The 20611-nt window shown below is 54.0% G+C and carries 21 protein-coding genes; 6 read left to right on the forward strand and 15 right to left on the reverse strand.

Annotated features, from left to right (window positions below; all coding sequences use genetic code 11):
- Window positions 1–74: 74 nt before the first annotated feature.
- Genes yidC through AC2FNE_RS14855 form a run of 6 tightly spaced genes read left to right on the forward strand, consistent with a single transcriptional unit; the run spans window position 75 to window position 5430 of the window.
- Window positions 75–1904, forward strand: a complete 1830-nt coding sequence (yidC, locus tag AC2FNE_RS14830; RefSeq protein WP_496805690.1) for a membrane protein insertase YidC — start codon at window positions 75–77, stop codon at window positions 1902–1904.
- Window positions 1901–2638: an MOSC domain-containing protein gene (locus tag AC2FNE_RS14835; protein WP_496805691.1), complete on the forward strand. Its 738-nt coding sequence runs from the start codon at window positions 1901–1903 to the stop codon at window positions 2636–2638. The genes yidC and AC2FNE_RS14835 overlap by 4 nt, the downstream gene beginning before the upstream one ends.
- Before the next feature lie 2 nt (window positions 2639–2640).
- The gene (yihA, locus tag AC2FNE_RS14840; protein ID WP_170603402.1) at window positions 2641–3288 is read left to right on the forward strand and encodes a ribosome biogenesis GTP-binding protein YihA/YsxC; all 648 of its coding nucleotides are present in this window, start codon (window positions 2641–2643) and stop codon (window positions 3286–3288) included.
- Between the two features lie 60 nt (window positions 3289–3348).
- The gene (gene argB / locus AC2FNE_RS14845; protein WP_170477002.1) at window positions 3349–4212 is read left to right on the forward strand and encodes an acetylglutamate kinase; all 864 of its coding nucleotides are present in this window, start codon (window positions 3349–3351) and stop codon (window positions 4210–4212) included.
- Window positions 4213–4234: 22 nt separating this feature from the next.
- The gene (locus tag AC2FNE_RS14850; RefSeq protein WP_496805692.1) at window positions 4235–4921 is read left to right on the forward strand and encodes a ferredoxin; all 687 of its coding nucleotides are present in this window, start codon (window positions 4235–4237) and stop codon (window positions 4919–4921) included.
- Complete coding sequence (locus AC2FNE_RS14855) at window positions 4918–5430, forward strand: SixA phosphatase family protein (RefSeq protein WP_170610744.1); 513 nt, start codon at window positions 4918–4920, stop codon at window positions 5428–5430. Before AC2FNE_RS14850 ends, AC2FNE_RS14855 begins: the two co-directional genes overlap by 4 nt.
- A 30-nt stretch (window positions 5431–5460) precedes the next feature.
- On the opposite strand, the gene AC2FNE_RS14860 is transcribed toward AC2FNE_RS14855, so the two are convergent.
- The 15 genes from AC2FNE_RS14860 to rpsM form a co-directional block, all read right to left on the reverse strand.
- Window positions 5461–6252, reverse strand: a complete 792-nt coding sequence (locus tag AC2FNE_RS14860; RefSeq protein ID WP_170476996.1) for an amino acid ABC transporter ATP-binding protein — start codon at window positions 6250–6252, stop codon at window positions 5461–5463.
- Between the two features lie 12 nt (window positions 6253–6264).
- Window positions 6265–7563, reverse strand: a complete 1299-nt coding sequence (locus AC2FNE_RS14865; protein WP_170476994.1) for an amino acid ABC transporter permease — start codon at window positions 7561–7563, stop codon at window positions 6265–6267.
- 3 nt (window positions 7564–7566) lie between these two features.
- Window positions 7567–8799 carry an amino acid ABC transporter permease gene (locus AC2FNE_RS14870; RefSeq protein ID WP_170476993.1) on the reverse strand — a complete coding sequence of 411 codons (1233 nt, stop codon included), beginning with the start codon at window positions 8797–8799 and terminating at the stop codon, window positions 7567–7569.
- Between the two features lie 125 nt (window positions 8800–8924).
- Window positions 8925–9941, reverse strand: a complete 1017-nt coding sequence (locus AC2FNE_RS14875) for an amino acid ABC transporter substrate-binding protein (RefSeq protein WP_170476991.1) — start codon at window positions 9939–9941, stop codon at window positions 8925–8927.
- A 206-nt stretch (window positions 9942–10147) separates the two neighbouring features.
- Entirely contained in the window at window positions 10148–10855 is a 708-nt protein-coding gene (locus AC2FNE_RS14880; RefSeq protein ID WP_170476989.1) for an ATP12 family chaperone protein, read from the reverse strand.
- Window positions 10856–10860: 5 nt separating this feature from the next.
- Window positions 10861–11532 carry an HAD-IA family hydrolase gene (locus tag AC2FNE_RS14885; protein WP_170476987.1) on the reverse strand — a complete coding sequence of 224 codons (672 nt, stop codon included), beginning with the start codon at window positions 11530–11532 and terminating at the stop codon, window positions 10861–10863.
- On the reverse strand, window positions 11529–12572 hold the full coding sequence (locus AC2FNE_RS14890; protein ID WP_170610747.1) for an RluA family pseudouridine synthase: 1044 nt from the start codon (window positions 12570–12572) through the stop codon (window positions 11529–11531). The genes AC2FNE_RS14885 and AC2FNE_RS14890 overlap by 4 nt, the downstream gene beginning before the upstream one ends.
- Before the next feature lie 103 nt (window positions 12573–12675).
- Window positions 12676–13995, reverse strand: coding sequence for a replication-associated recombination protein A (locus tag AC2FNE_RS14895; RefSeq protein WP_170476984.1), 1320 nt, complete (start codon window positions 13993–13995; stop codon window positions 12676–12678).
- A gap of 3 nt (window positions 13996–13998) precedes the next feature.
- Window positions 13999–15384 (reverse strand): trypsin-like peptidase domain-containing protein, encoded by a 1386-nt coding sequence (locus AC2FNE_RS14900; protein WP_496805693.1) that lies wholly within the window; start codon window positions 15382–15384, stop codon window positions 13999–14001.
- 209 nt (window positions 15385–15593) lie between these two features.
- Window positions 15594–16484 (reverse strand): DUF2950 family protein, encoded by an 891-nt coding sequence (locus AC2FNE_RS14905; RefSeq protein ID WP_170603392.1) that lies wholly within the window; start codon window positions 16482–16484, stop codon window positions 15594–15596.
- Window position 16485: 1 nt separating this feature from the next.
- The gene (locus AC2FNE_RS14910) at window positions 16486–17820 is read right to left on the reverse strand and encodes a DUF3300 domain-containing protein (RefSeq protein ID WP_170603390.1); all 1335 of its coding nucleotides are present in this window, start codon (window positions 17818–17820) and stop codon (window positions 16486–16488) included.
- A gap of 139 nt (window positions 17821–17959) precedes the next feature.
- A complete protein-coding gene (rplQ, locus tag AC2FNE_RS14915) occupies window positions 17960–18382 on the reverse strand; it encodes a 50S ribosomal protein L17 (RefSeq protein WP_170476977.1) in 423 nt (140 codons plus the stop codon).
- Between the two features lie 117 nt (window positions 18383–18499).
- On the reverse strand, window positions 18500–19516 hold the full coding sequence (locus tag AC2FNE_RS14920) for a DNA-directed RNA polymerase subunit alpha (RefSeq protein WP_170476975.1): 1017 nt from the start codon (window positions 19514–19516) through the stop codon (window positions 18500–18502).
- A gap of 114 nt (window positions 19517–19630) precedes the next feature.
- Window positions 19631–20020, reverse strand: coding sequence for a 30S ribosomal protein S11 (gene rpsK, locus AC2FNE_RS14925; RefSeq protein WP_008757289.1), 390 nt, complete (start codon window positions 20018–20020; stop codon window positions 19631–19633).
- Between the two features lie 15 nt (window positions 20021–20035).
- Entirely contained in the window at window positions 20036–20404 is a 369-nt protein-coding gene (gene rpsM / locus AC2FNE_RS14930; RefSeq protein ID WP_170476973.1) for a 30S ribosomal protein S13, read from the reverse strand.
- Window positions 20405–20611 lie beyond the last annotated feature (207 nt).

Raw genomic sequence — 20611 nt, forward strand, 5'->3', positions numbered from 1 at the left:
TTCCACTTGACCTTTTGGGCTGCACTCTGTTGAACCCACCGGGTGTCTTTCACTGCGCAAGGTGGCTGTCCCCGATGGACGATCAGAATAAGAATCTAATCCTCGCAACCGCACTCAGCTTTCTGGTGATCCTCGTCTGGTTTGTATTGTTCCCCCCTCCGGAGCAGACCACAACCCAGGAACCCACCGAGATCAGCACCTCAGAGGTCGATGCGGTCCAGACGCCCAGCGCCGCTGGCACGACCGCAGTAGGCGAAGCAACAGCGGCGGCTGACGAAGTCCAACCAGAAGCGCAGGCACCTCGCGTTCAGATCGACACTCCTCGCCTATCGGGTAGCCTGTCCCTTTCAGGCGGTCGTATCGACGAGCTGTTTTTGAAGGATTACAAAGTATCCCTTGCGCCCGATGCTCCGATTGTCGAGTTGTTGTCGCCCGTGGGCGCGGAATCAGCTTATTATGCGCTCTACGGCTGGGCTCCCGGTTCCGGACTGGCTGGCACAGACGTTCCGGGGCCAAATACAATGTGGTCATTGGAACAAGGCGAGATCCTCGGTGTCGACACGCCAGTCACATTGGTATGGAACAACGGAAACGGGCTTACGTTCCGCCGTACCATCTCTGTCGACGAAGATTACATGTTTTCGGTCACTCAATCGGTTGAGAATGCAACCGGAGCAGAGGTGGGATTGGCGCCGTACGGCATTCTCGCGCGTCATGGCATAGGCGAAGACGGTGACCTGCCCGGCCTTAAGAATTTTTTCATCCTGCACGAAGGCGTTATCGGGATGGCCGACGGGACCTTGGCCGAGATTGACTATGGCGACGTGCGGGACTTCGACATTGACCCAAATGAAAGTGCGCAGGCCGAAGTGTTTCAGGTTAAGGAAGACGGTTGGATAGGGTTCACCGATCACTACTGGATGACCACCTTGATCCCTGAGCCCGGATCCGCATTCAAAGCAGCAGCGAAGTACGATGCCCGACGGAAAATCTACCAAACGGAAACCGTTCTTCCGACACTTACGGTTGAACCGGGTCAGTCAGCCGAAGTAACCACCAGACTTTTCGCCGGCGCGAAAGAGTGGGAAGCCATTCGGGAATATCAAGCCCAAGGCGTTCAAAAGTTCATCGACAGTATTGATTGGGGTTGGTTCTTTTTCCTGACAAAGCCGATTTTCTGGTTGCTTCACAATATCAACGTCCTGATTGGCAACATGGGTTGGTCAATCATCGGACTTACGCTGATCATTAAGGCAATTCTGTTTCCGCTGGCCTATAAGTCATATGTCTCGATGGCCAAGATGAAAGAGCTGCAGCCACAGATGGAGGCCCTGAAAGAAGCCGCAGGCGATGATCGTCAGAAGATGCAGCAAGGTATGATGGAGCTGTACAAGAAGGAAAAGGTGAACCCGGCCGCCGGCTGTTTGCCCATCTTGATGCAGATCCCGATCTTCTTCTCTTTGTACAAGGTTATCTTTGTCACAATCGAACTCAGGCAGGCTCCGTGGTTTGGTCCGTTCCGGGACCTTAGCGCGCCTGACCCGACGTCCATCATGAACTTCTTTGGCCTGTTGCCATGGGCGGGACCAGAACCCGGCACTTTGATGGCGACCATCTTCCTCGGTATCTTACCGCTGTTGCTGGGTATTTCGATGTGGTTGCAGCAAAAACTCAACCCCGCGCCAACCGACCCGACACAAGCAATGATCTTTGCTTGGATGCCATGGGTATTCATGTTCATGCTGGGCAGCTTTGCAAGCGGATTGGTCGTGTACTGGATTGCGAACAACACAATCACGTTCATACAACAGTATATGATCATGCGAAGCCAGGGCTACAAACCGGACGTTTTCGGCAATATCAAGTCCAGTTTCAAGAAAACACCTAAGACGGATGACAAATGAGCGGGCGGGTGACCGGTCTGTGGCGCCACCCCATAAAAAGCCATGGGCGAGAACCCTTAACTGACGTTACAGTGACCCCCGGGCAAACTTTGCCCGGGGATCGCGTTTGGGCAGTGGCGCACGAAGCATCTAAAGCAGATGGATCGGAATGGGTACCTTGTGCCAATTTCAGCCGCGGCGCGAAAGCACCCGGCTTGATGGCAATTTCCGCGAGATTGCGTGGTGATCAAGTAACGCTAAGCCACCCAAGACGCCCTGATCTGACGTTCCACCCGGACGAAGAGCAGGAAGTCTTTCTGGATTGGATCAAACCCTTAATGCCAAGCGACCGGGCCGCATCAACACATATCATACGCGTACCTGGACGAGGAATGACCGACAGCGATTTCCCGTCTATCAGTCTTTGCAATATGGCTTCACATCGCGCTGTCGAACAAAAACTGGGGAAAAAACTTTCGGTTTGCCGGTGGCGGGGAAACATATGGTTCGACGGGCTGCCGTTATGGGAAGAATTTGACTGGGTCGGGCGTGACGTCCGGGTCGGTCAAGCTGTATTTCGGATCAAGGAACGAATATCCCGATGTCTCGCCACGACTGCGAACCCAGAGACGGGCAAGCGCGATGCTGACACTTTGGGCGCACTAAACAGTTGGAACCATCAGGATTTCGGCGTAAATGCAGAAGTGCTGGAAGGCGGCGAAATCCTACTGGGCGACAAGGTTGAGGTTCTGTGAAAATGCTGCAGTTCCCATTGGCCGAAGACCCCGACGCGATTTCGCGGGAAGCTGGACGCAAGTTTTTTGCCGGGCCTTCAGAATTCGTCAAGGGCGTCGTCGCCATGGACGGACTGCCCAGCCCAGACCGTATAGAAGTTTGTTTTGCCGGACGTTCCAACGTTGGAAAATCAAGCCTGATCAATGCGCTGACAGGTACTAAGGGGCTCGCCCGGGCCTCTAACACACCCGGTCGCACACAAGAGATCAACTTTTTCACGCAAGGTCCCGAACTTTATCTAGTAGACCTTCCGGGCTATGGGTATGCAAATGCGCCTCTCAAGGTCGTGGAAAAATGGCAGAAGCTGCTAAAACAATATCTGAGCGGTCGCCAGACACTGCGTCGGGCTTTTGTCCTAATCGATGCGCGACACGGTGTTAAGTCAGTTGATGACGAGATCATGAAGCTTTTGGACGCCAGCGCGGTAACGTTTCAATGCGTTCTAACCAAAGCCGACAAAGTAAAGGTGAAGGATCGCGAAAAGGTACTGGAACAAGTCAGAGGAGCGCTTGCCAAACACCCCGCCGCTTTTCCTGAACTTGTTATGACGTCATCTGAAAAAGGGGACGGTATACCAACGCTTCGTTCAATCATCGCGCATCTGGAATAGCTTGGCCCTTGGCAGCGCCACCCAAAGCCCCTAACACGGAACGCCAGAGGGACCTAAGCGATGAAGACAAGAGACATGAACCGGGATTGGATCGCAACTGCAGCCACGCTAAACAGCGCATTGCCTTATTTGCAGCGCTATGACGGAGCCGTCGTAGTTATAAAGTTGGGCGGGCACGCAATGGGCAGTGACGAAGCAATGGAAAGCTTTGCCCGTGATGTCGTGTTGATGCGACAGGTTGGGGTAAATCCCGTTGTTGTCCACGGCGGCGGACCCATGATCAATGCAATGCTGGATAGGCTGAACATCCAGTCCGAGTTCGTCGGTGGCAAACGCGTGACCGACGCCGCGACAGTCGAAGTGGTCGAGATGGTACTATCTGGCTTGGTCAACAAGCGAATTGTACAAGCAATCAATTCGCAAGGCGGCATGGCAGTTGGCTTATCCGGAAAAGACGCCAATTTAATGATCTGCGAACAAACGGATGCATCGCTAGGCTTTGTCGGATCTCCGTCAGAGATGAACCCCGAAATTCTGCACGATTTATTTACGCATGACGTGATACCGGTCATCGCCCCCTTGGGCGCTGGCAAAGATGGGGAAACCTACAATGTAAACGGTGACACTGCTGCAGGAGCGATTGCGGCAGCATTAAAAGCGGACCGTCTTTTGCTTCTCACGGATGTATCGGGCGTCAAGAATGCCGCAGGCGATGTTGTCACAGAGCTCACAGCGGGTCAGATCCGTGAGATGACCCTAGCGGGCACCATTGCCGGCGGTATGATCCCAAAGACCGAGACGGCGCTGGATGCGCTTCACAGCGGTGTACGCGCGGTGGTCATTTTGGATGGACGCGCGCCAAATGCTGTGTTGCTGGAACTTTACACTGAACATGGCGCGGGATCTCTGATCCGTCCGGATTAACCGATGACAAGGCTCAGCAATCATGGCCGATCAACTAAAAGTTTCGGGGTCTGGCGCACCATTCTCAAGCGTAGAACAAGCCGTTCTGGATGCACACCTCATCATCATGGGTTCGCTACACCCACGGCGAGTTGAAACTAAACGCTTGGATAGCGGTACATTGATACTTTTGGGCGCCGGGGAGGTTTTTTGGCCAGCTTTGAAGGCTTCTCCGGAGTGGAAGGACGGGCAATCAGATCCGGTCGATCGTTGGTCTAAACGTGTGATCAACGATTTGGCAAACGAACTTGGTGCGCGCGCCTATTATCCGTTTGGCGGACCGCCCTATGCTCCGTTCATTGATTGGGCGCTGAAATCTGGACGCACGTTCAGTAGCCCGGTCGGCGCACTGGTACATGACAGCGTTGGCATGATGATCTCTTTCCGAGGCGCGCTGCATTTTGCCAGTGAGTTTCCCATACCCAAGCCGATCAGCACTTCACCTTGCACTGATTGCCCAGCCCCCTGCGCATCTGCGTGCCCAGTCGGTGCGTTGAATTCTGACAGTTTTTACAACGTCGATGCATGCCATGATTATCTAAATACCGATGCCGGACAAACCTGCATGTCTGGCGGTTGCCTTGCCCGCCTTGCATGTCCATTGAGTGCTGGGTCAAAAAGGAAAGCAGAGCAATCCGCGCACCACATGCGAGCATTTCATCCATCATGACCCGCACTTTGATCCTGACACGCCACGCGAAATCCAGCTGGGACACCCCAGCGTTGAGCGACCATGACCGACCGCTAAATAAAAGAGGTCGCAATTCCGCAGCGGCGATTGGCGAATGGTTGCGCGACAATAATTGGCTACCGGATGAAGTTCTGAGCTCGTCCTCGACCCGGACGCGTGAAACATGGGACAGGATTGGGCTGTCGGCATCCAACGTCAACTTTACGCGCGATCTATATCTGGCTGAGCCTGAAGACATGCTGGCTTGTCTTGCAGCGGCAAGTGGAGAAACTGTGCTAATGCTTGGACACAACCCAGGGATCGCAGAGTTCGCCAGTTTGATCGTGCAAAAAGCTCCGCCGCACCCACGGTTCTTGGACTACCCAACCTGCGCCACTTCAATAATTCAGTTCGACATTCAAGATTGGTCGCGTGTTCGATGGGGCAGTGGCAAAGTTCTTGGTTTTGCTATTCCACGAGAATTGCTGGAACACAAAAGGCGGGGCTGAACCCCGCCTCTTTTGGGTATTTCACATGATTTAGTGGCCGAGAATTTGGCTGAGGAACAGCTTGGTCCGTTCACTCTGTGGATTATTGAAGAACTCTTCTGGCTCGTTCTGCTCCACGATCTGCCCGGCATCCATAAAAATAACGCGGTTTGCGACCTGACGAGCGAACCCCATCTCGTGCGTCACGCACAACATGGTCATGCCTTCTTCGGCAAGTTCGATCATGGTGTCGAGCACCTCTTTGATCATTTCCGGGTCAAGCGCCGAGGTAGGTTCATCGAACAGCATGATCCGGGGCATCATGCAAAGGCTGCGTGCGATAGCAACGCGCTGCTGCTGACCACCGGACAACTGACCCGGATACTTGTCAGCTTGCTCAGGAATCTTAACCTTTTCCAGGAAGTGCATCGCGCGCTCTTCAGCTTCCCTCTTGGGCGTTTTTCTTACCCAGATTGGCGCAAGTGTGCAGTTCTCCAGAATGGTAAGGTGCGGGAAAAGGTTGAAGTGTTGGAACACCATCCCCACCTCGGACCGGATCTTGTCGATGTTCTTCAGGTCGTTCGACAATTCGATCCCGTCGACAACGATCTTACCCTGCTGGTGTTCTTCCAGCGCGTTCAGACAGCGGATCAGAGTAGACTTACCGGAACCCGAAGGCCCCGCGATTACGATCCGCTCGCCCTGATTGACGGTTAGATTGATGTCCCGAAGCACGTGGAACGATCCGTACCACTTGTTCATTGCGTTGATTTCGATGGCGACCTCGTCGCTCACCTGCATTTTGGAGCGGTCGATTTCGCGGTCAATTGCAAGTTCAGACATGCGTTGAACTCCTTAACGATGATCGGTGGCAAGGCGACGCTCGAGCCACTGTGAATATTGAGAAATGCCGTAGCAGACGACAAAGAACAGAAGCGCGGCAAAACCCAGTAACTCCCAATAGACGCCGTTCCACTCGGTAGACGCCAGAATTGGGCCCCGGATCATGCCCACCAGGTCGAACATCGAGATGACCGAAACCAGTGTGGTGTCCTTAAACAGGCCAACAGCCACGTTCACGATACCAGGGATCGAGATTTTCAGCGCCTGAGGCAGAATGATCAGCCGCATTGCCTGCGGGTAATCAAGGCCCAGACTGTCTGCTGCTTCGTACTGCCCGCGCGGTAGGGCGGCCAGACCGCCTCGAATGACCTCAGCGATATAGGCTGCCGAAAACATGGTGATCATAATCACCACACGCAAGAACAGATCAACTGTGCTTTCCGGCGGGAAGAAATAAGCCAGCATCACCGACGCCACGAATAGCAGCGTGATTAGCGGCACGCCACGGATGAACTCGATGAAAATGACACTTACCCATTTGATTAATGGCATGTCTGATTGACGCCCAAGAGCCAGGGCAATGCCCAGTGGAATGGACAGCGACACACAGGTAACGCCAAGCATCATGTTCAGCATGAAGCCGCCCAGGTCACGGCTGGGAACAGCCGTCAGCCACGCGTTCTCGGAGGCTCCTTCGGGGATTAGCGCGCCGCCAACATTCCAGACGACCAGCGCGACAACGATTGCTCCAAAGAAACCTGCGGCGAAACTGTTCTTGCCAAACTTCTGGAACACAGCACCACCGGCAACACAGCCCAGCAGAGCCACGAGTGGAACCAAAATGGTGCCACCCCAGATCAGCCAGAAGGCCAAGAACGGGTAGAGCGCCGTGAACACCAGCATTTTGCGCGGCAAATCGAAGAATAGAACCGGCGCAAAGGCTACCAGCATCAGGATAAAGGCCAGATTTGGTCGCCAATAGGCATCAACGGGATATTTGAACCCGTAGATCAGTTGTGGCCAACGTTCAGTCAGCACCGCAAAACATGCGCCTGTCTTTCCATCCAGGATTTCTCGACACTCAGCCAACGAGTTAGCTTGCCAAACCCCGTTCAAGATCCACGGCAACGTGTTCTTGAGCAGAAGGTAAATCAGGATCAACGACAGAACGGTCAAGATAGTGTTCGTGACACCTGAAAACAGGTTTTCACGTAGCCACTTGACCACTCCGGTTTCTCGTGCCGGAGGCGGCGAAGGAGGAATTGTGCCTTCCGCCACGAATGCGATCGGGTTTGTTGTTTGATCGGCCATGGCTCAGCGCTCCTTCAACTTGACGGATGCGTTGTAGATGTTCATCACCATCGAGATCAGCAGCGAAGCTGTCAGATAGAAGAGCATCAATAGCAATACACACTCAATCGCGCGACCCGTCTGGTTCAGCGTGATACCGCCTAAGGTCGCAGTGATGTCGGCATAGCCAACAGCAATCGCCAGCGACGAGTTCTTGGTGATGTTGAGGTACTGAGATATCAGCGGCGGAATGATAACCCGCAACGCCTGTGGCAGGATCACAAGATTCATGACGCGCCCAGGACGCAGCCCCAAAGCAGCCGCTGCCTCTGTCTGACCTTTCGAGATCGCTTGGATGCCAGCACGGACGTTTTCCGCGATAAACGCGCCAGTATAAATCGAAAGAGCAAACCAAAGCGCGATAAGCGGACCGCCTACCTTAATACCACCGCTGAAATTAAAGCCTTTCAGCGCGGGAACGTCCCACGTGAGTCCCATTAGGAACATCAGGATGGCAAATGGGACCAGCCAAACAGCCAGATTCAAGATCATAGTCTTTGGCCGTTCACCCGTTTCTTCTTGCGTTTTTGTAGCGCGCCTGTCGATTTCACGGGTCGCAAACCACGACCCAACCAACACTGCCAGAACCAATAGCCAGTTCAATATAGTCGCGCCGAATAGGCCATTGGCAAATTCAGGCCGGGGAACATAAACACCACGGTTGGTGAAAGCAAACAGGTCAAACAGCATGCTGGAGGTCGGGTTTTCGCCCCGAAAGGCGCGAGGCCCCGGCAGCACCGCCGTCATGATCGTGAAAATGATGATGATCCAGATCAGAACCGGAATATTTCGGAAAATCTCGACGTAAATCGCCATCAGTTTTGAAACAAGCCAGTTATTCGACAGCCTCAGAACACCGGCGACCACGCCGAAAATCGTTGCTGTAATACAGGCTAGAAAGGCTACCAGCAGTGTATTTAGGATACCCACAACAGCCGCACGTCCGTGCGAAGACTGGCTATCATATTCTATCAAACGCTGGTTGATATCGTACCCGGAGGGATCCCCCAGGAACGAATAGGAAATGTTAAGGCCCGCGGCCCTCAGGTTCTGGATAAGGTTGTTGCCAAGATACCAGATACTAAGCGCAATAACGATGGCCGCGATCACCTGAAATGTTAACGAGCGATAGCGGGTATCGTTTATGAGCATCGACAACCGAAAATCAGCTTTCGGCGGGTCTGTCATGGTCGACATATTATGGAGTCCCCGTGGCTTGCGGATTCTTCTGTCTTGGCGGGGTTGACCCCACTCTGTATTTGTCCGCAGCTTTTAGTTACGAAAAGGGCGCAGGTTGCCCTGCGCCCTTTCCAATTGGTTTCTTAACGGAACGGCGGTGAGTACAGCAGGCCACCTTCGGTCCACTGCGCGTTCAGGCCGCGTGCCAGACCAATCGGCGTTTCCTCACCGATATTGGTCGCAAAGATTTCACCATAGTTGCCGCCGGCTTTGATGGCTTTTGCAGCCCAGTCGGCGTCCAGTCCAAGCATCTCGCCCAAGGTGCCTTCGGTACCCAGCAGACGGTTGACTTCTGGATTGTTGGTTCCAGCTGCCATCTCGTCAATATTTGCCGAGGTAACACCCAGCTCTTCAGCCGAGATCAACGCGTTCAGTGTCCAACGTACAACGTCGCCCCACTCGTGGTCGCCGTGACGGACCAGCGGGCCCAGAGGCTCTTTCGAGATGATTTCGGGCAGCAGTACGTGATCACCAGGGTTTTCGAACGTAGCGCGAGTCGCCGCCAGGCCCGAAGCATCAGTGGTGTAAACGTCACATGCACCAGCCAGATACTGTTGCTGCGCTTCTGCGTTTGTTTCGATTGGAACCGGCTCGTAGCTGATGTTGTTCGAGCGGAAGAAGTCCGCCAGATTCAACTCGGTGGTGGTGCCGGTCTGGATGCAGACGGTTGCGCCATCCAGTTCCTTAGCCGAGCTGACGCCCAGTGCCTTGGGAACCATGAAGCCCTGACCGTCATAATAGTTAACGCCGGTGAATTCGAATTTCAGATCGACGTCGCGGCTGAATGTCCACGTGGTGTTACGGGCCAGCATATCGATTTCGCCCGAAGCCAGCGCGGTAAAGCGTGTTTTACCGGTGGTTGGAACGAATTCCACAGCGCTGGCATCGCCCAGAACAGCAGCAGCAACTGCGCGACAAAGCGAAACGTCAAAGCCTTTCCACTCGCCATTTGCGTCTGGTGCCGCAAAGCCGACCAGACCAGTTGTAACGCCGCAGTTCAGCTTGCCGCGCGCTTTGACATCGTCCACGGTACCCGCCGCAGCTGCACCGGCAGCCAGACCGGCAATCGTTGCCGCGCCCAAGATTACGGATTTTTTCATTTTTACCTCTTCCTGATTTTCCGTCCCTTTCTAGGGACAGTTCGATCCGACATTTTCATGCCGGAAAGGTTATCCAAAAGGTGTCTCCCCTTTAGTGGCCTGAGTTTGGGCGCATTCATTGACAAACGTCAAGGGCAGGATCAAGTAAATCGATGAGTCAGAGGCACAGGTTTTTGTTGTCACGCACTAAAAACGCGCAACAAGGATCAAAAAGATAGATCAAAGAAGCGTTTGGCGTGCAAAAAGGCGGCCCTTTTTGTTTCCGATACCGCGTCTGCCTCATCATCATGACCCCATTGTTCTATCTGCCAAAGCTCGTCCAACCGGGAAATTGTCCAGATTTCCGATGCCTCGCGCCAGCCGTGTGCCGCCGCAAACCCCAGGATCAATGACCCCGATAAACTGACAAGATCGTGAAAAGCCGCCAGTTTGAAGGCATCCAGCGCATGGACTTTCTTCCGTAAGGTTTCAACAGCTTCAGTAGGTTGGGGCTGATGCAATACGCCAACTACCGGATACAGGCGAGCACCCAAGGTATCGGCCGCCCAGTCCAACGCTGGGTCCCATTGTTCAGCTTGGCGCATTTGCAGCGCCTCTGGATGCGTGGCGCGATAACAGAGCAAGTCCGAATCGCCATAATCGGCAAGCATGTCCGCTACTTCGGCATGTTGAATACGCACCTTATCGATTGCTGCATTGGCAGAACGGGTAAAAGGCATCGTGTTTGGATCCACGACCTTTTCTTGCGCATCCCATTCTTCGGCAACGGCTTGCGCCATAGCACTCGTGGGCAGTATTAGCCCTTCCTTTGCCGGGGTTCTGACACGCCGACCATCAAGCTCAACGGTGAACCCGTCTTCTGTCTGGACAACGACACTATCGGTCCAGAAACGTTTCGGTTTCCAATCGCTCATGCCATTTATTCCCAAATCTCGGCCAGCACACTCGGCAAAAGGTCAAAACTGTCGATCACAGAAACTGCTGCTGTAAGCGATGACCGATGGTGATACCCCCAACTGACGCCGATGCCAGCCACCCCAGCAGCAGACGCCATTTCCATGTCAAAACTGGTATCGCCAATCATTGAGGCGTTTTCCGCAGCGACTCCTGTTTCTGCCAGCGCTGTATTTATCATCGAAGGGTGTGGTTTCGACGGATGATGATCGGCAACCTGACGGGTCACGAAAAACCGTTCAAGATCATGTGCTTCCAATAAAGCGTCCAATCCACGCTGCGACTTTCCGGTTGCAACGCCCAGCAGGATTTCCGGCACTGAATGCAACGTCTCAATAACCTTGCGTGCTCCTGGATAAAGCGGTGAATTGGCTGCACCCTTCTCCAGCCTGTTCGCATGATAGGCTTGTTTGTATCCTTCAACCAGACGTTCCTGTACCTTTAGGGAATGTTCCGGCGCCAACTGGCTTATTGCCTGCGGCAATGACAAGCCCACAATCGACAGCGTCTCGGAGCGAGGCGGGGCGTTCAATGAAAGCGCCTCGAAACTTGCTGTCATGGCGGAAACGATGCTGCCTTGGCTATCGACCAGGGTGCCATCGACGTCAAACAGCACCAACCGCAACGGAGCGGTCATTGCAACTCCTCAAACGGGTCGTCCGCCGCTAGATCTTCGGTCCAGCCAAGTGTGTCCCAACTGCTTTTCATATGATCCGGCAGAAGGGCCGAGATGGTTATTGGCTTGTGTGACACCGGGTGTTCAAAGGACAGAGTCCGCGCATGGAGGTGCAGTTTTCGGCTGATAATTCCACCCAGTTGCGCACCCCAACCATCGCCTAGGTTCTCCTGGCCCGATCCTCCGTATTTCCCGTCACCGATTATTGGATGGCCAATAGCTGCCATGTGTGCCCGCAATTGATGCGTGCGGCCTGTTACAGGTTCCAATGCGACCCAAGCCGCACGACCCGCAACGCGGTAAAGAGTGGCATAAAGCGTATGTGCGCGCTTGGCACCCGAGGTGGTGTCAATTTCATTTAAGTGAACGGCGATCATCTTTTCGCCTTCACCTTGCTTACCGTGACCTGGAGCTTTAACCAGCCCAGTCTTGATCTCACCCAGATATGGTGTTGGGACCCCCGCAACTAGCGCCCAGTAAATCTTACGAGTATTGCGGTGGCGGAACGCGGCCGTCAGCCCTTTGGCCGCCTCTCGCGTACGCGCCATCAGCAAAACACCCGAAGTGTCTTTATCCAGCCGATGTACCAGGCGTGGGTTTTCTTCAAAACCGAATCTCAACGCTTCGGAAAGGCCATCGACATGGCGCGTTTGTCCGCTGCCGCCCTGCACCGGCAACCCGTGAGGCTTATTTAGCGCAAGAACGTGATCGTCTCGGTAGATCACGCAGGATTGGATCATCTTGGCATCAGACTCAGAAATTCTTTTTTTGGTTTCCGTCGGTTTGTGATCTGCATCAGGCAACGGTGGGATACGAACAACTTGACCCGTTTCCAATCGGGTCGAAGCCTTAACCCTGCCTCCGTCGACGCGCAATTCACCCTTGCGGCACATTTTTTCAATACGACCTTGGCCGACATGCGGAAACAATCGACGCAGCCAACGATCCAACCGCTGGTCGCTGTCTCCTTCTGCAACAGTGACGATTTGCACGCCAGTCATGCCATTGTCCCTTATTTCAAACGGCAAACGCGTTCGAATTGAATCTATAATATCCCGCACGGAAACACGCGCGTCTCTCGCCTGCATCGTTCAAAGAGTCAAGTCAGCCTTGATCAGAGTTCCGCTGCGCTCGCAACTTACCGAAATACTCCAGACGCTTCTTTAACTCGCGCTCAAAACCGCGTTCTACAGGCTGATACAGGACCGGGCGTTTCATATCGTCGGGAAAGTAGTTCTGACCGGAAAATCCGTCTTCGGCATCGTGATCGTAAGCGTACCCTTCCCCATAACCCTGATCTTTCATTAGGGACGTTGGCGCGTTCAATATATGCTTTGGCGGAGGTTCACTGCCCGACTGCTTTGCAAGCCGCGTCGCCGCCTTATAGCCCATATAGGCCCCGTTCGATTTCGGCGCCAAAGCCAGATAGATGAGTGCTTGCGCCAAAGCCAATTCACCCTCAGGAGAACCCAATCTTTCGTATGTCTCCCAGGATTGAAGGCAAATTGCCTGGGCTTGTGGGTCGGCAAGACCAATATCTTCAACCGCCATCCGGGTGATCCGACGCGCAAGGTATCTGGGGTCTTCGCCACCGTTCAGCATTCGGGCTAACCAATAAAGGGCCGCATCGGGGTCGGACCCTCGGACCGATTTATGCAGCGCCGAGATCAGATTGTAATGTTCGTCTCCAGACTTGTCATATTTGGCAGCCCTTCGCATCAAGCGCGTCGACAGGGCATCCGGATCCAGAGGCCTATCAACTGACCACGCCGCGATCTGTTCGATCAGATTTAGCAACGCGCGCCCGTCGCCATCTGCCATCTCTTGCAGCGCATCTCGCGCAGCCGGGTTCAGCGGCAATGCGCGTCCAAGTTCTTTTTCTGCCCGTTGCGTCAAACGTTCCAAATCCGCAAGACTCAAGCGTTCCAGAACCAAAACTTGCGCTCTGCTCAGCACCGCGGCGTTTAACTCAAACGACGGGTTTTCAGTCGTGGCCCCAACCAACAAGATCGTGCCATCTTCCATATGTGGCAGAAACCCATCCTGCTGCGCCTTGTTGAAACGATGTATTTCGTCGACGAACAACAATGTGCCTTGACCGTTTTGCCGGCGGATTTTCGCAGCCTCGAAAACCTTTTTCAGGTCTGGCACCCCTGTAAAAATCGCACTGATCTGAACAAAGTGCAGATCGGTTTCCTGCGCAAGAAGTCGCGCGATCGTGGTCTTCCCGACACCCGGAGGTCCCCAGAATATTAGGCTGGACAAACTACCCGCAGCCAACATGACGCCCAACGGTGCTTCTGGTCCAAGCACTTGTTCCTGCCCGATCACATCGCTCAGCGATTTTGGCCGCAACCTGTCGGCCAGCGGTCTATGCGGTTCTTCGGCAGGTTCGGACTTTCCTGTGTCGAATAAATCAGTCACAGATCACAACCGAAACCGAAGGGATAAAGAACGCCCGCCACGTTGAATACTCATGTTCAATCTGCGCCCAGGATCGGTCAAAGCGCTAACAACGTCGCCTGGGCGCTCCATTTCTGCGCCATTGATAGCATTCAGAACGTCGCCGACCCGCAAGCCAGCACGACCACCGTAAGGGCCGGGATCTACGACGACCACGCCTGTCTGCGAAAGAGCCAATCCAAGGCTCGTAATCATAACGGGATTTACTCGGGCAACTTTTAAACCGGGCAATACAGTTTTGTCGTCAAGAGAGATTTCTTCTGCCGCTGGCTTGTCCGGAGCCTCAATCAGGTCTACTTCAACTTCTCCGCTCACGCCGTCCCTTAGTCGCGTTAAGATGGATGTTCCACCAACACCCGATACAGACATGCGGAATTTCATTTCAGCGGGGGAGTTGACCTCATCCCCATCGACATGGGTCACCACATCACCTACACGCAACCCTGCGTCAGCCAGTGGGCTGAGAATGTGTAAATCGGATATGACCACGCCTTGTGGGATAGTAATGCCCAGCGACTCGGCGATATCTGCGCTCATGTGTTGCCCGGCCATACCAGCCCACGGGCTGACAAAGTTCGAATTGCCAGCACGTGCCTGTTTCAGAAATTCAGCAACCAGATTGGCAGGTATGGCAAAACCAATACCATTCGAACCACCGGACCGCGTTAGGATCGAGGTATTAATTCCGATCAGTTTCCCATTCACATCGATCAAAGCACCACCGGAGTTGCCGGGGTTAATTGCAGCGTCGGTCTGAATGAAATAGCCGCGCGCGTTACCGGTTGCGGTTCCTGTCCGTGCCAAACCAGAGATAATGCCTGAGGAAACCGTCTGCCCCACCCCGAATGGATTGCCAATTGCCAACGCCAACTCGCCCACTTCCACATGATCCGAGTCGCGCATTATTAGGTAAGGAAGGCTATCAGCTTGCTCCAATCTCAAGATGGCGATGTCGCTTTCTTCGTCTCCCAGCACCACTTTAGCCGAAAACTCGCGCCTGTCCGTGGTGACCACGCGGATTTCCGTGGCAGATCCGACGACATGATAGTTCGAAACGACAAATCCGTCTTCGGTCAAAATTACTCCAGAACCCAGCGAATTTTGAACACGAGGCCTTGGGGCGCCAAAATCACGGCCAAAAAACTCTTGAAAGAACGGGTCTGAAAAGAAAGGGTTTGCACCTCCCTTCCGCACGATTTTTGCGTAGATATTGACAACGGCTGGTGCTGCTTGCTTGACGACAGGCGCGAAACCCAAGGAAATTTCGGACTGCGTCTGCGGTACTCGGGTTTCTGCCGTGGCCATAGTGGCGCATGCCAATGACAAAACAATAAGTGTCGCGCGAAACATGGATACCTCAACCGATATTGTTCAGGTGGATATGCGCTCCACAGGCCATTAATGCAAGCGAGGACAACCGATGGGCGCGCACCGGAAGCCGCGGTTCATGACAGCGACGCTGGCCTCAACAACTGAATTCACACAACCGATTTTAGTCCAGCACAACCTATGATGTTGCAAGCAGCTGACAAAGGTCTCTTACGTTTCTGAATTTCAGCTTATTCAACCGGTGACCAATCTGGGCCCGGATCATAGGTCGAAATTTCAGCTGTTAAGTTAAGCGTATCCGGGCCGAAGTCGGCCTCGTAAACGACCCCGTTTTCACCAACCAGGAACGAGTGGACACCCGTTTCACCATATTCAGACGGGACCGCCAGCAGTGCGTGCCCAGCCAAAAACAAGTCGCCGACGTAATAGGAATAAGCCCCACCAGGAGCGTTTGGTCCCTGACCTTGCAAGATTGTATAATAGTAACCAAGGAAGGGTTCAGCTTCATAGTCGGCCTCGCCATCGCTCCACCCTGAGGCCGCAGCACGGGCCAGTGCTGCTCCCACGAAACTATCTTCCTCAGGCCAGAACAGCCCGTTTCTTTCCCCTGGATCGGCGATGATAGTTCGTGCAAACTCCATAACTCCATCACCGTTATGATCGACCAACCGGAACGCAGCCTGAAGATCGACATAAGCCTCAAGCAAGTCGATAACCTCGAGTTCGTTCAAACCGATCTCACGGGCGGACAGTTCTTCGACCCCGGCTTCGAGATCGAATTGCCATCTGTTTTCAACTCTTGAAATTGGGATCGGGAAGGGCCAACTGTCTTCACCCAGCAGAAGAACTACCCCTTCACCCTCGGGCTGAAAGCGGTACCCTTCGGCGTACATTTCAAGCACTTCCTGCCTTGTTTCCCGCTCTTCCACAGGTTCACCCGTGCCAATCAATTCTTCAGCTTCGGACCCAAAAATCTCCAGAAGTTTTTCTTGATCGCTCGCCCTCAACGCTTCGACAAATGCGTCCAGAGCTGTCTGCGGGGTATCAAACCGAGCTCCATCCGACAGCGCCGGGCCAGCGGCGGCGACAAGGAGCAAAATAGAAAAAAACGACTTACGCATCTTACCGTCTCCGCTTTCCTTTGGCCGCGTGCCCACGTTTGGACGCACTATGTGTTCTGCTACCCGACGCTTTTTTCTTCATCGCCTGCCCCTTGGATGCCGAAGGTTTACGTTGCGGCGCCGCCGCTTTCTTTACTGGCGGTTTCTGAGCGGTCTTTGGTCTTTGCGCCACATTCTTTTTCCCGGCATCTGGCCGTTGTTTGGTGCGATCAATAGCTTGTTGTTTGGCCACAGCCTTATCGCGGTCAACATTGCCTCGATTAACCTGCGGCAGGTTACCGTTTCCATCTGCCCGATTGGCAAGCGCACCACCTGCCACCGCACCAGCGCCTGCTCCAACCGCAGCTGCCGCCGCCCGGTCTCGCGCGGCTCCATCTCTGCTGATATCTGCGGCTCCGGATTCTCGGCTCAATTTGGCACGCAACTCATCTGTGCGCCCCTCAGGGCGGTTGACTGGCAGATCGCTACGACCGCCTTCGGGTCTTTTATGATCCGCGATCTTGTTGCGCGCCTGTTGTTGACGATCCGGATCGGGTTGCCACCCATTCTTTGTTCGGTCGCCCAAGTCTATGTCATTACCGATGTTGACGTTTCCATCGACGTCTATGTCGATGTCTGGGTTTCTGTAGATAGGACCACCGTCCCACCCCCCGCAATTTCGGCATCCCCAATAATCATACCAATCGTCGTCATCGTCAAAAATCTCATCAATCAACGCCACGGTGCCGAAGGTCAGCAAAGTCGCGCCCAGTACATCTCCAGCCGAAGGCCCTGTGTAGACGGTCTCTGGGTTGTATTGGGGCACATAGACCGTTTCGGTGTTTGTGGGTGTGATTACGACTGTTTCATCTTCGGCCACTTCGACGGTTTGCTCAGGCCCTGAAACCAATGCACCGCTGTCGATTGCCTGATCCCGCATCACCTGAACTGCGTCCAACACGTCATCTGACTGGGCCAGCATGGCGGTACCTACCGTTTCGGTCCAATCAATATGCGTTGCCATTTGTCCAACGACTTCGGGAAAAGCTGTCGCTAAGACAGCTACAGAAGGATCCCATCCCATCGCTTCTATTTCAGGTTCCAGTTCTGCAGGGTCACGATCAGCGTTATCAAGCAAATAGCGCTCGGCCTTGACAATCTCCAATGGCTGCGTGGCGGCGACAAAGATCTGTATTAGCAACGTGTCGGGGTAAAGAGCCACCGGGGCGACTAAAGTTTGCAGTTCGGCATCTGTCAAAAGATCAGATGGCGCTGCTTCAACGTTGTCGGATTCTTCTTGCGCATAAAGGGCACTAGATGCGCCGATACTGAGCGCAATTATTAAACATCTGAACATATTGCGATCCCTCAATTTCTTGAAGGATCACTCAAATTCTCGATTCTGGCAACAGGACGACAGTAAGCCTTAGGCACCTGAAAAAACAAAAAGACCCCGCGATTAAAACGCAGGGGCCTTCTGATCGTGCCAGGTTCTATTACTCTTCGTCAGCCGCCTCTTCCGCAGCGACGCGTGCTTTGTCAGCAGCACCCTTGGCGTCCAGATCACGATCAACGAACTCGATGATCGCCATTGGGGCCATATCGCCATAGCGGAAACCAGCCTTCAGGATGCGGACATAGCCGCCCTGACGCTCGGCGTAACGAGGACCAAGAACTTCGAACAGCTTTGCAACGTCCTTATCTTCCTTCAGCTGCGACGCTGCCTGCCGACGGGCATGCAAGTCGCCGCGTTTGCCAAGGGTGATCAGTTTTTCAACGATCGGGCGCAATTCCTTAGCTTTGGGAAGAGTCGTCTTGATCTGCTCATGTTCGATGAGAGAACCGGCCATGTTCGCAAACAGAGCTTTTCGGTGCTCGTGAGTACGATTCAGGCGGCGATAACCACGTGCGTGACGCATTTTTTAGTTCCTTCTTTCAATTTTGCTTTGTCTGGCCGGCGATGCGTGTCACCGGCTCTCCTTGGGGCGGAAGTGCCCAGAACGTCCCCGGCAACCCGGGCATAGGCGAAGACGCGCTTAAAACGCGTCTTCGAATTTCTTGGCCAGATCCTCGATGTTGTCGGGCGGCCAGTCTTCGACATCCATACCGAGGTGCAAACCCATACCGGAAAGCACTTCCTTGATCTCGTTTAGCGATTTGCGGCCGAAGTTCGGAGTGCGCAGCATCTCGGCTTCGGTCTTCTGGATCAAATCGCCGATGTACACGATGTTGTCGTTCTTCAGACAGTTCGCCGAACGGACCGACAGTTCAAGTTCGTCCACTTTCTTCAGCAGCAGCGGGTTAAATTCCAGACCATCATCTTCATCTTGGCGACCGGCTGCCTCTGGTTCGTCAAAGTTGACAAATATCGACAATTGGTCTTGCAAAATACGCGCGGCAAAGGCCAAAGCATCTTCTGGAGTGATCGATCCATCGGTATCGATCTTCAGGGTCAACTTGTCATAGTCCAGAACCTGCCCTTCGCGGGTAGGCTGAACATCATAGGCAACCTTTTTGACCGGAGAGTAGATCGCATCGATCGGGATAAGACCGATGGGAGCATCCTCGGGTTTGTTCTTTTCGGCTGAGACGTAACCCTTGCCAGTGTTGACAGTCAGCTCCATGAACAGGTCCGCACCATCATCCAAGTGGCAGATGACGTGATCGCGGTTCAAAACCTCGATTCCAGCGCTCTCGCTGATGTCGCCAGCAGTGACAACGGCAGGGCCTTTAGCATTGATCGACAGGCGCTTGGGACCTTCGACTTCCATACGTAGGGACACGCCTTTTAGGTTCAGGATGATGTCGGTGACGTCTTCACGCACACCCGCAACCGACGAAAACTCGTGCAAAACGTTGTCGATCTGGACACTTGTGATAGCGGCACCCTGTAGCGAGCTCATCAATACACGACGCAGTGCGTTGCCCAAAGTCAGACCAAATCCACGCTCCAACGGCTCGGCAACCAGAGTCGCCTGACGCGCAGGATCATTACCCGGTTTACCGTCAAGCTGGGTCGGTTTGATCAATTCTGCCCAATTCTTATGGATCATGTAATCCCTCCATTCCTGTCCGCGCCCCATGACCAACAAGGTGCAGACGCCCGAGGTTTAAAATGACGTGCTGGGGCCGTGCAAAAACACAGCCCCAGCTCTGTTCAAAATCACTTAGACGCGGCGACGCTTTGGCGGGCGACAACCGTTGTGAGCGATTGGGGTCACGTCGCGGATCGACGTGATGTTGAAGCCCACTGCAGCCAACGCACGCAACGCAGATTCCCGACCAGAGCCAGGCCCCTGCACTTCGACTTCCAGCGTCTTGACGCCGTGTTCCTGCGCCTTTTTCCCTGCATCTTCTGCAGCCATCTGGGCAGCATAAGGTGTCGACTTTCGCGAACCCTTGAACCCCATTGTGCCGGCAGACGACCACGAAATGGCGTTGCCCTGTACGTCCGAAATCAGGATCTTGGTGTTGTTGAACGTCGAGTTCACATGGGCAACGCCCGATGCGATGTTCTTACGCTCTTTACGCTTTACGCGTGTCTTATCACGTGCCATCTATCAGACCCTCCCTTATTTCTTCTTACCAGCGATGGCCTTTGCGGGGCCTTTGCGGGTACGGGCGTTGGTGTGGGTACGCTGACCGCGAACCGGCAGGTTACGGCGATGACGCAGACCGCGATAGCAGCCCAGATCCATCAGGCGTTTGACGTTCATTTGAACTTCTCGACGCAAGTCACCTTCAACAGTGTAGTTAGCGTCGATATGTTCACGGATGGCCAAAACTTCGGCGTCCGAGAGTTCGTTGACACGGCGAGCCGTGTCGATACCGACGGCTTCGCATATTGCGTTAGCCGAGGTGTTGCCGATACCGGTGATATATGTGAGGGCGATAGGTACCCGCTTGGCAGTCGGGATGTTTACGCCGGCAATACGTGCCACGTGTCACTTTCCTTTTGTTGCGGTTCCGTAACTCCAGAACCTTTTTTCACAACACTTGACCTTGGCAGTGAGGCCAGAGAGTCCAGCATTTGTACGAGGTAGTAGAGGCGCACCAGACGAATCCCGCACGCGACGATGATTCCCTAAGGGATGAGGGTCGATATGGGCTTTTGATCGCGTCGTCAAGCCCATTTTCCAACCATAGAT

The sequence above is a fragment of the Ruegeria sp. YKSD179 genome (assembly GCF_059612885.1).

Coding starts and splice junctions, on each gene's coding strand:
- AC2FNE_RS14870 (WP_170476993.1), bottom strand. CDS start 8,799: ATGTCGACCATGACAGACCCGCCGAAAGCTGATTTTCGGTTGTCGATG.
- AC2FNE_RS14900 (WP_496805693.1), bottom strand. CDS start 15,384: ATGTTTCGCGCGACACTTATTGTTTTGTCATTGGCATGCGCCACTATG.
- AC2FNE_RS14850 (WP_496805692.1), top strand. CDS start 4,235: ATGGCCGATCAACTAAAAGTTTCGGGGTCTGGCGCACCATTCTCAAGC.
- AC2FNE_RS14905 (WP_170603392.1), bottom strand. CDS start 16,484: ATGCGTAAGTCGTTTTTTTCTATTTTGCTCCTTGTCGCCGCCGCTGGC.
- yidC (WP_496805690.1), top strand. CDS start 75: ATGGACGATCAGAATAAGAATCTAATCCTCGCAACCGCACTCAGCTTT.
- AC2FNE_RS14890 (WP_170610747.1), bottom strand. CDS start 12,572: ATGACTGGCGTGCAAATCGTCACTGTTGCAGAAGGAGACAGCGACCAG.
- AC2FNE_RS14920 (WP_170476975.1), bottom strand. CDS start 19,516: ATGATCCATAAGAATTGGGCAGAATTGATCAAACCGACCCAGCTTGAC.
- AC2FNE_RS14835 (WP_496805691.1), top strand. CDS start 1,901: ATGAGCGGGCGGGTGACCGGTCTGTGGCGCCACCCCATAAAAAGCCAT.
- AC2FNE_RS14875 (WP_170476991.1), bottom strand. CDS start 9,941: ATGAAAAAATCCGTAATCTTGGGCGCGGCAACGATTGCCGGTCTGGCT.
- AC2FNE_RS14865 (WP_170476994.1), bottom strand. CDS start 7,563: ATGGCCGATCAAACAACAAACCCGATCGCATTCGTGGCGGAAGGCACA.
- AC2FNE_RS14880 (WP_170476989.1), bottom strand. CDS start 10,855: ATGAGCGATTGGAAACCGAAACGTTTCTGGACCGATAGTGTCGTTGTC.
- rplQ (WP_170476977.1), bottom strand. CDS start 18,382: ATGCGTCACGCACGTGGTTATCGCCGCCTGAATCGTACTCACGAGCAC.
- argB (WP_170477002.1), top strand. CDS start 3,349: ATGAAGACAAGAGACATGAACCGGGATTGGATCGCAACTGCAGCCACG.
- AC2FNE_RS14885 (WP_170476987.1), bottom strand. CDS start 11,532: ATGACCGCTCCGTTGCGGTTGGTGCTGTTTGACGTCGATGGCACCCTG.
- AC2FNE_RS14855 (WP_170610744.1), top strand. CDS start 4,918: ATGACCCGCACTTTGATCCTGACACGCCACGCGAAATCCAGCTGGGAC.
- yihA (WP_170603402.1), top strand. CDS start 2,641: ATGCTGCAGTTCCCATTGGCCGAAGACCCCGACGCGATTTCGCGGGAA.
- AC2FNE_RS14910 (WP_170603390.1), bottom strand. CDS start 17,820: ATGTTCAGATGTTTAATAATTGCGCTCAGTATCGGCGCATCTAGTGCC.
- rpsK (WP_008757289.1), bottom strand. CDS start 20,020: ATGGCACGTGATAAGACACGCGTAAAGCGTAAAGAGCGTAAGAACATC.
- AC2FNE_RS14860 (WP_170476996.1), bottom strand. CDS start 6,252: ATGTCTGAACTTGCAATTGACCGCGAAATCGACCGCTCCAAAATGCAG.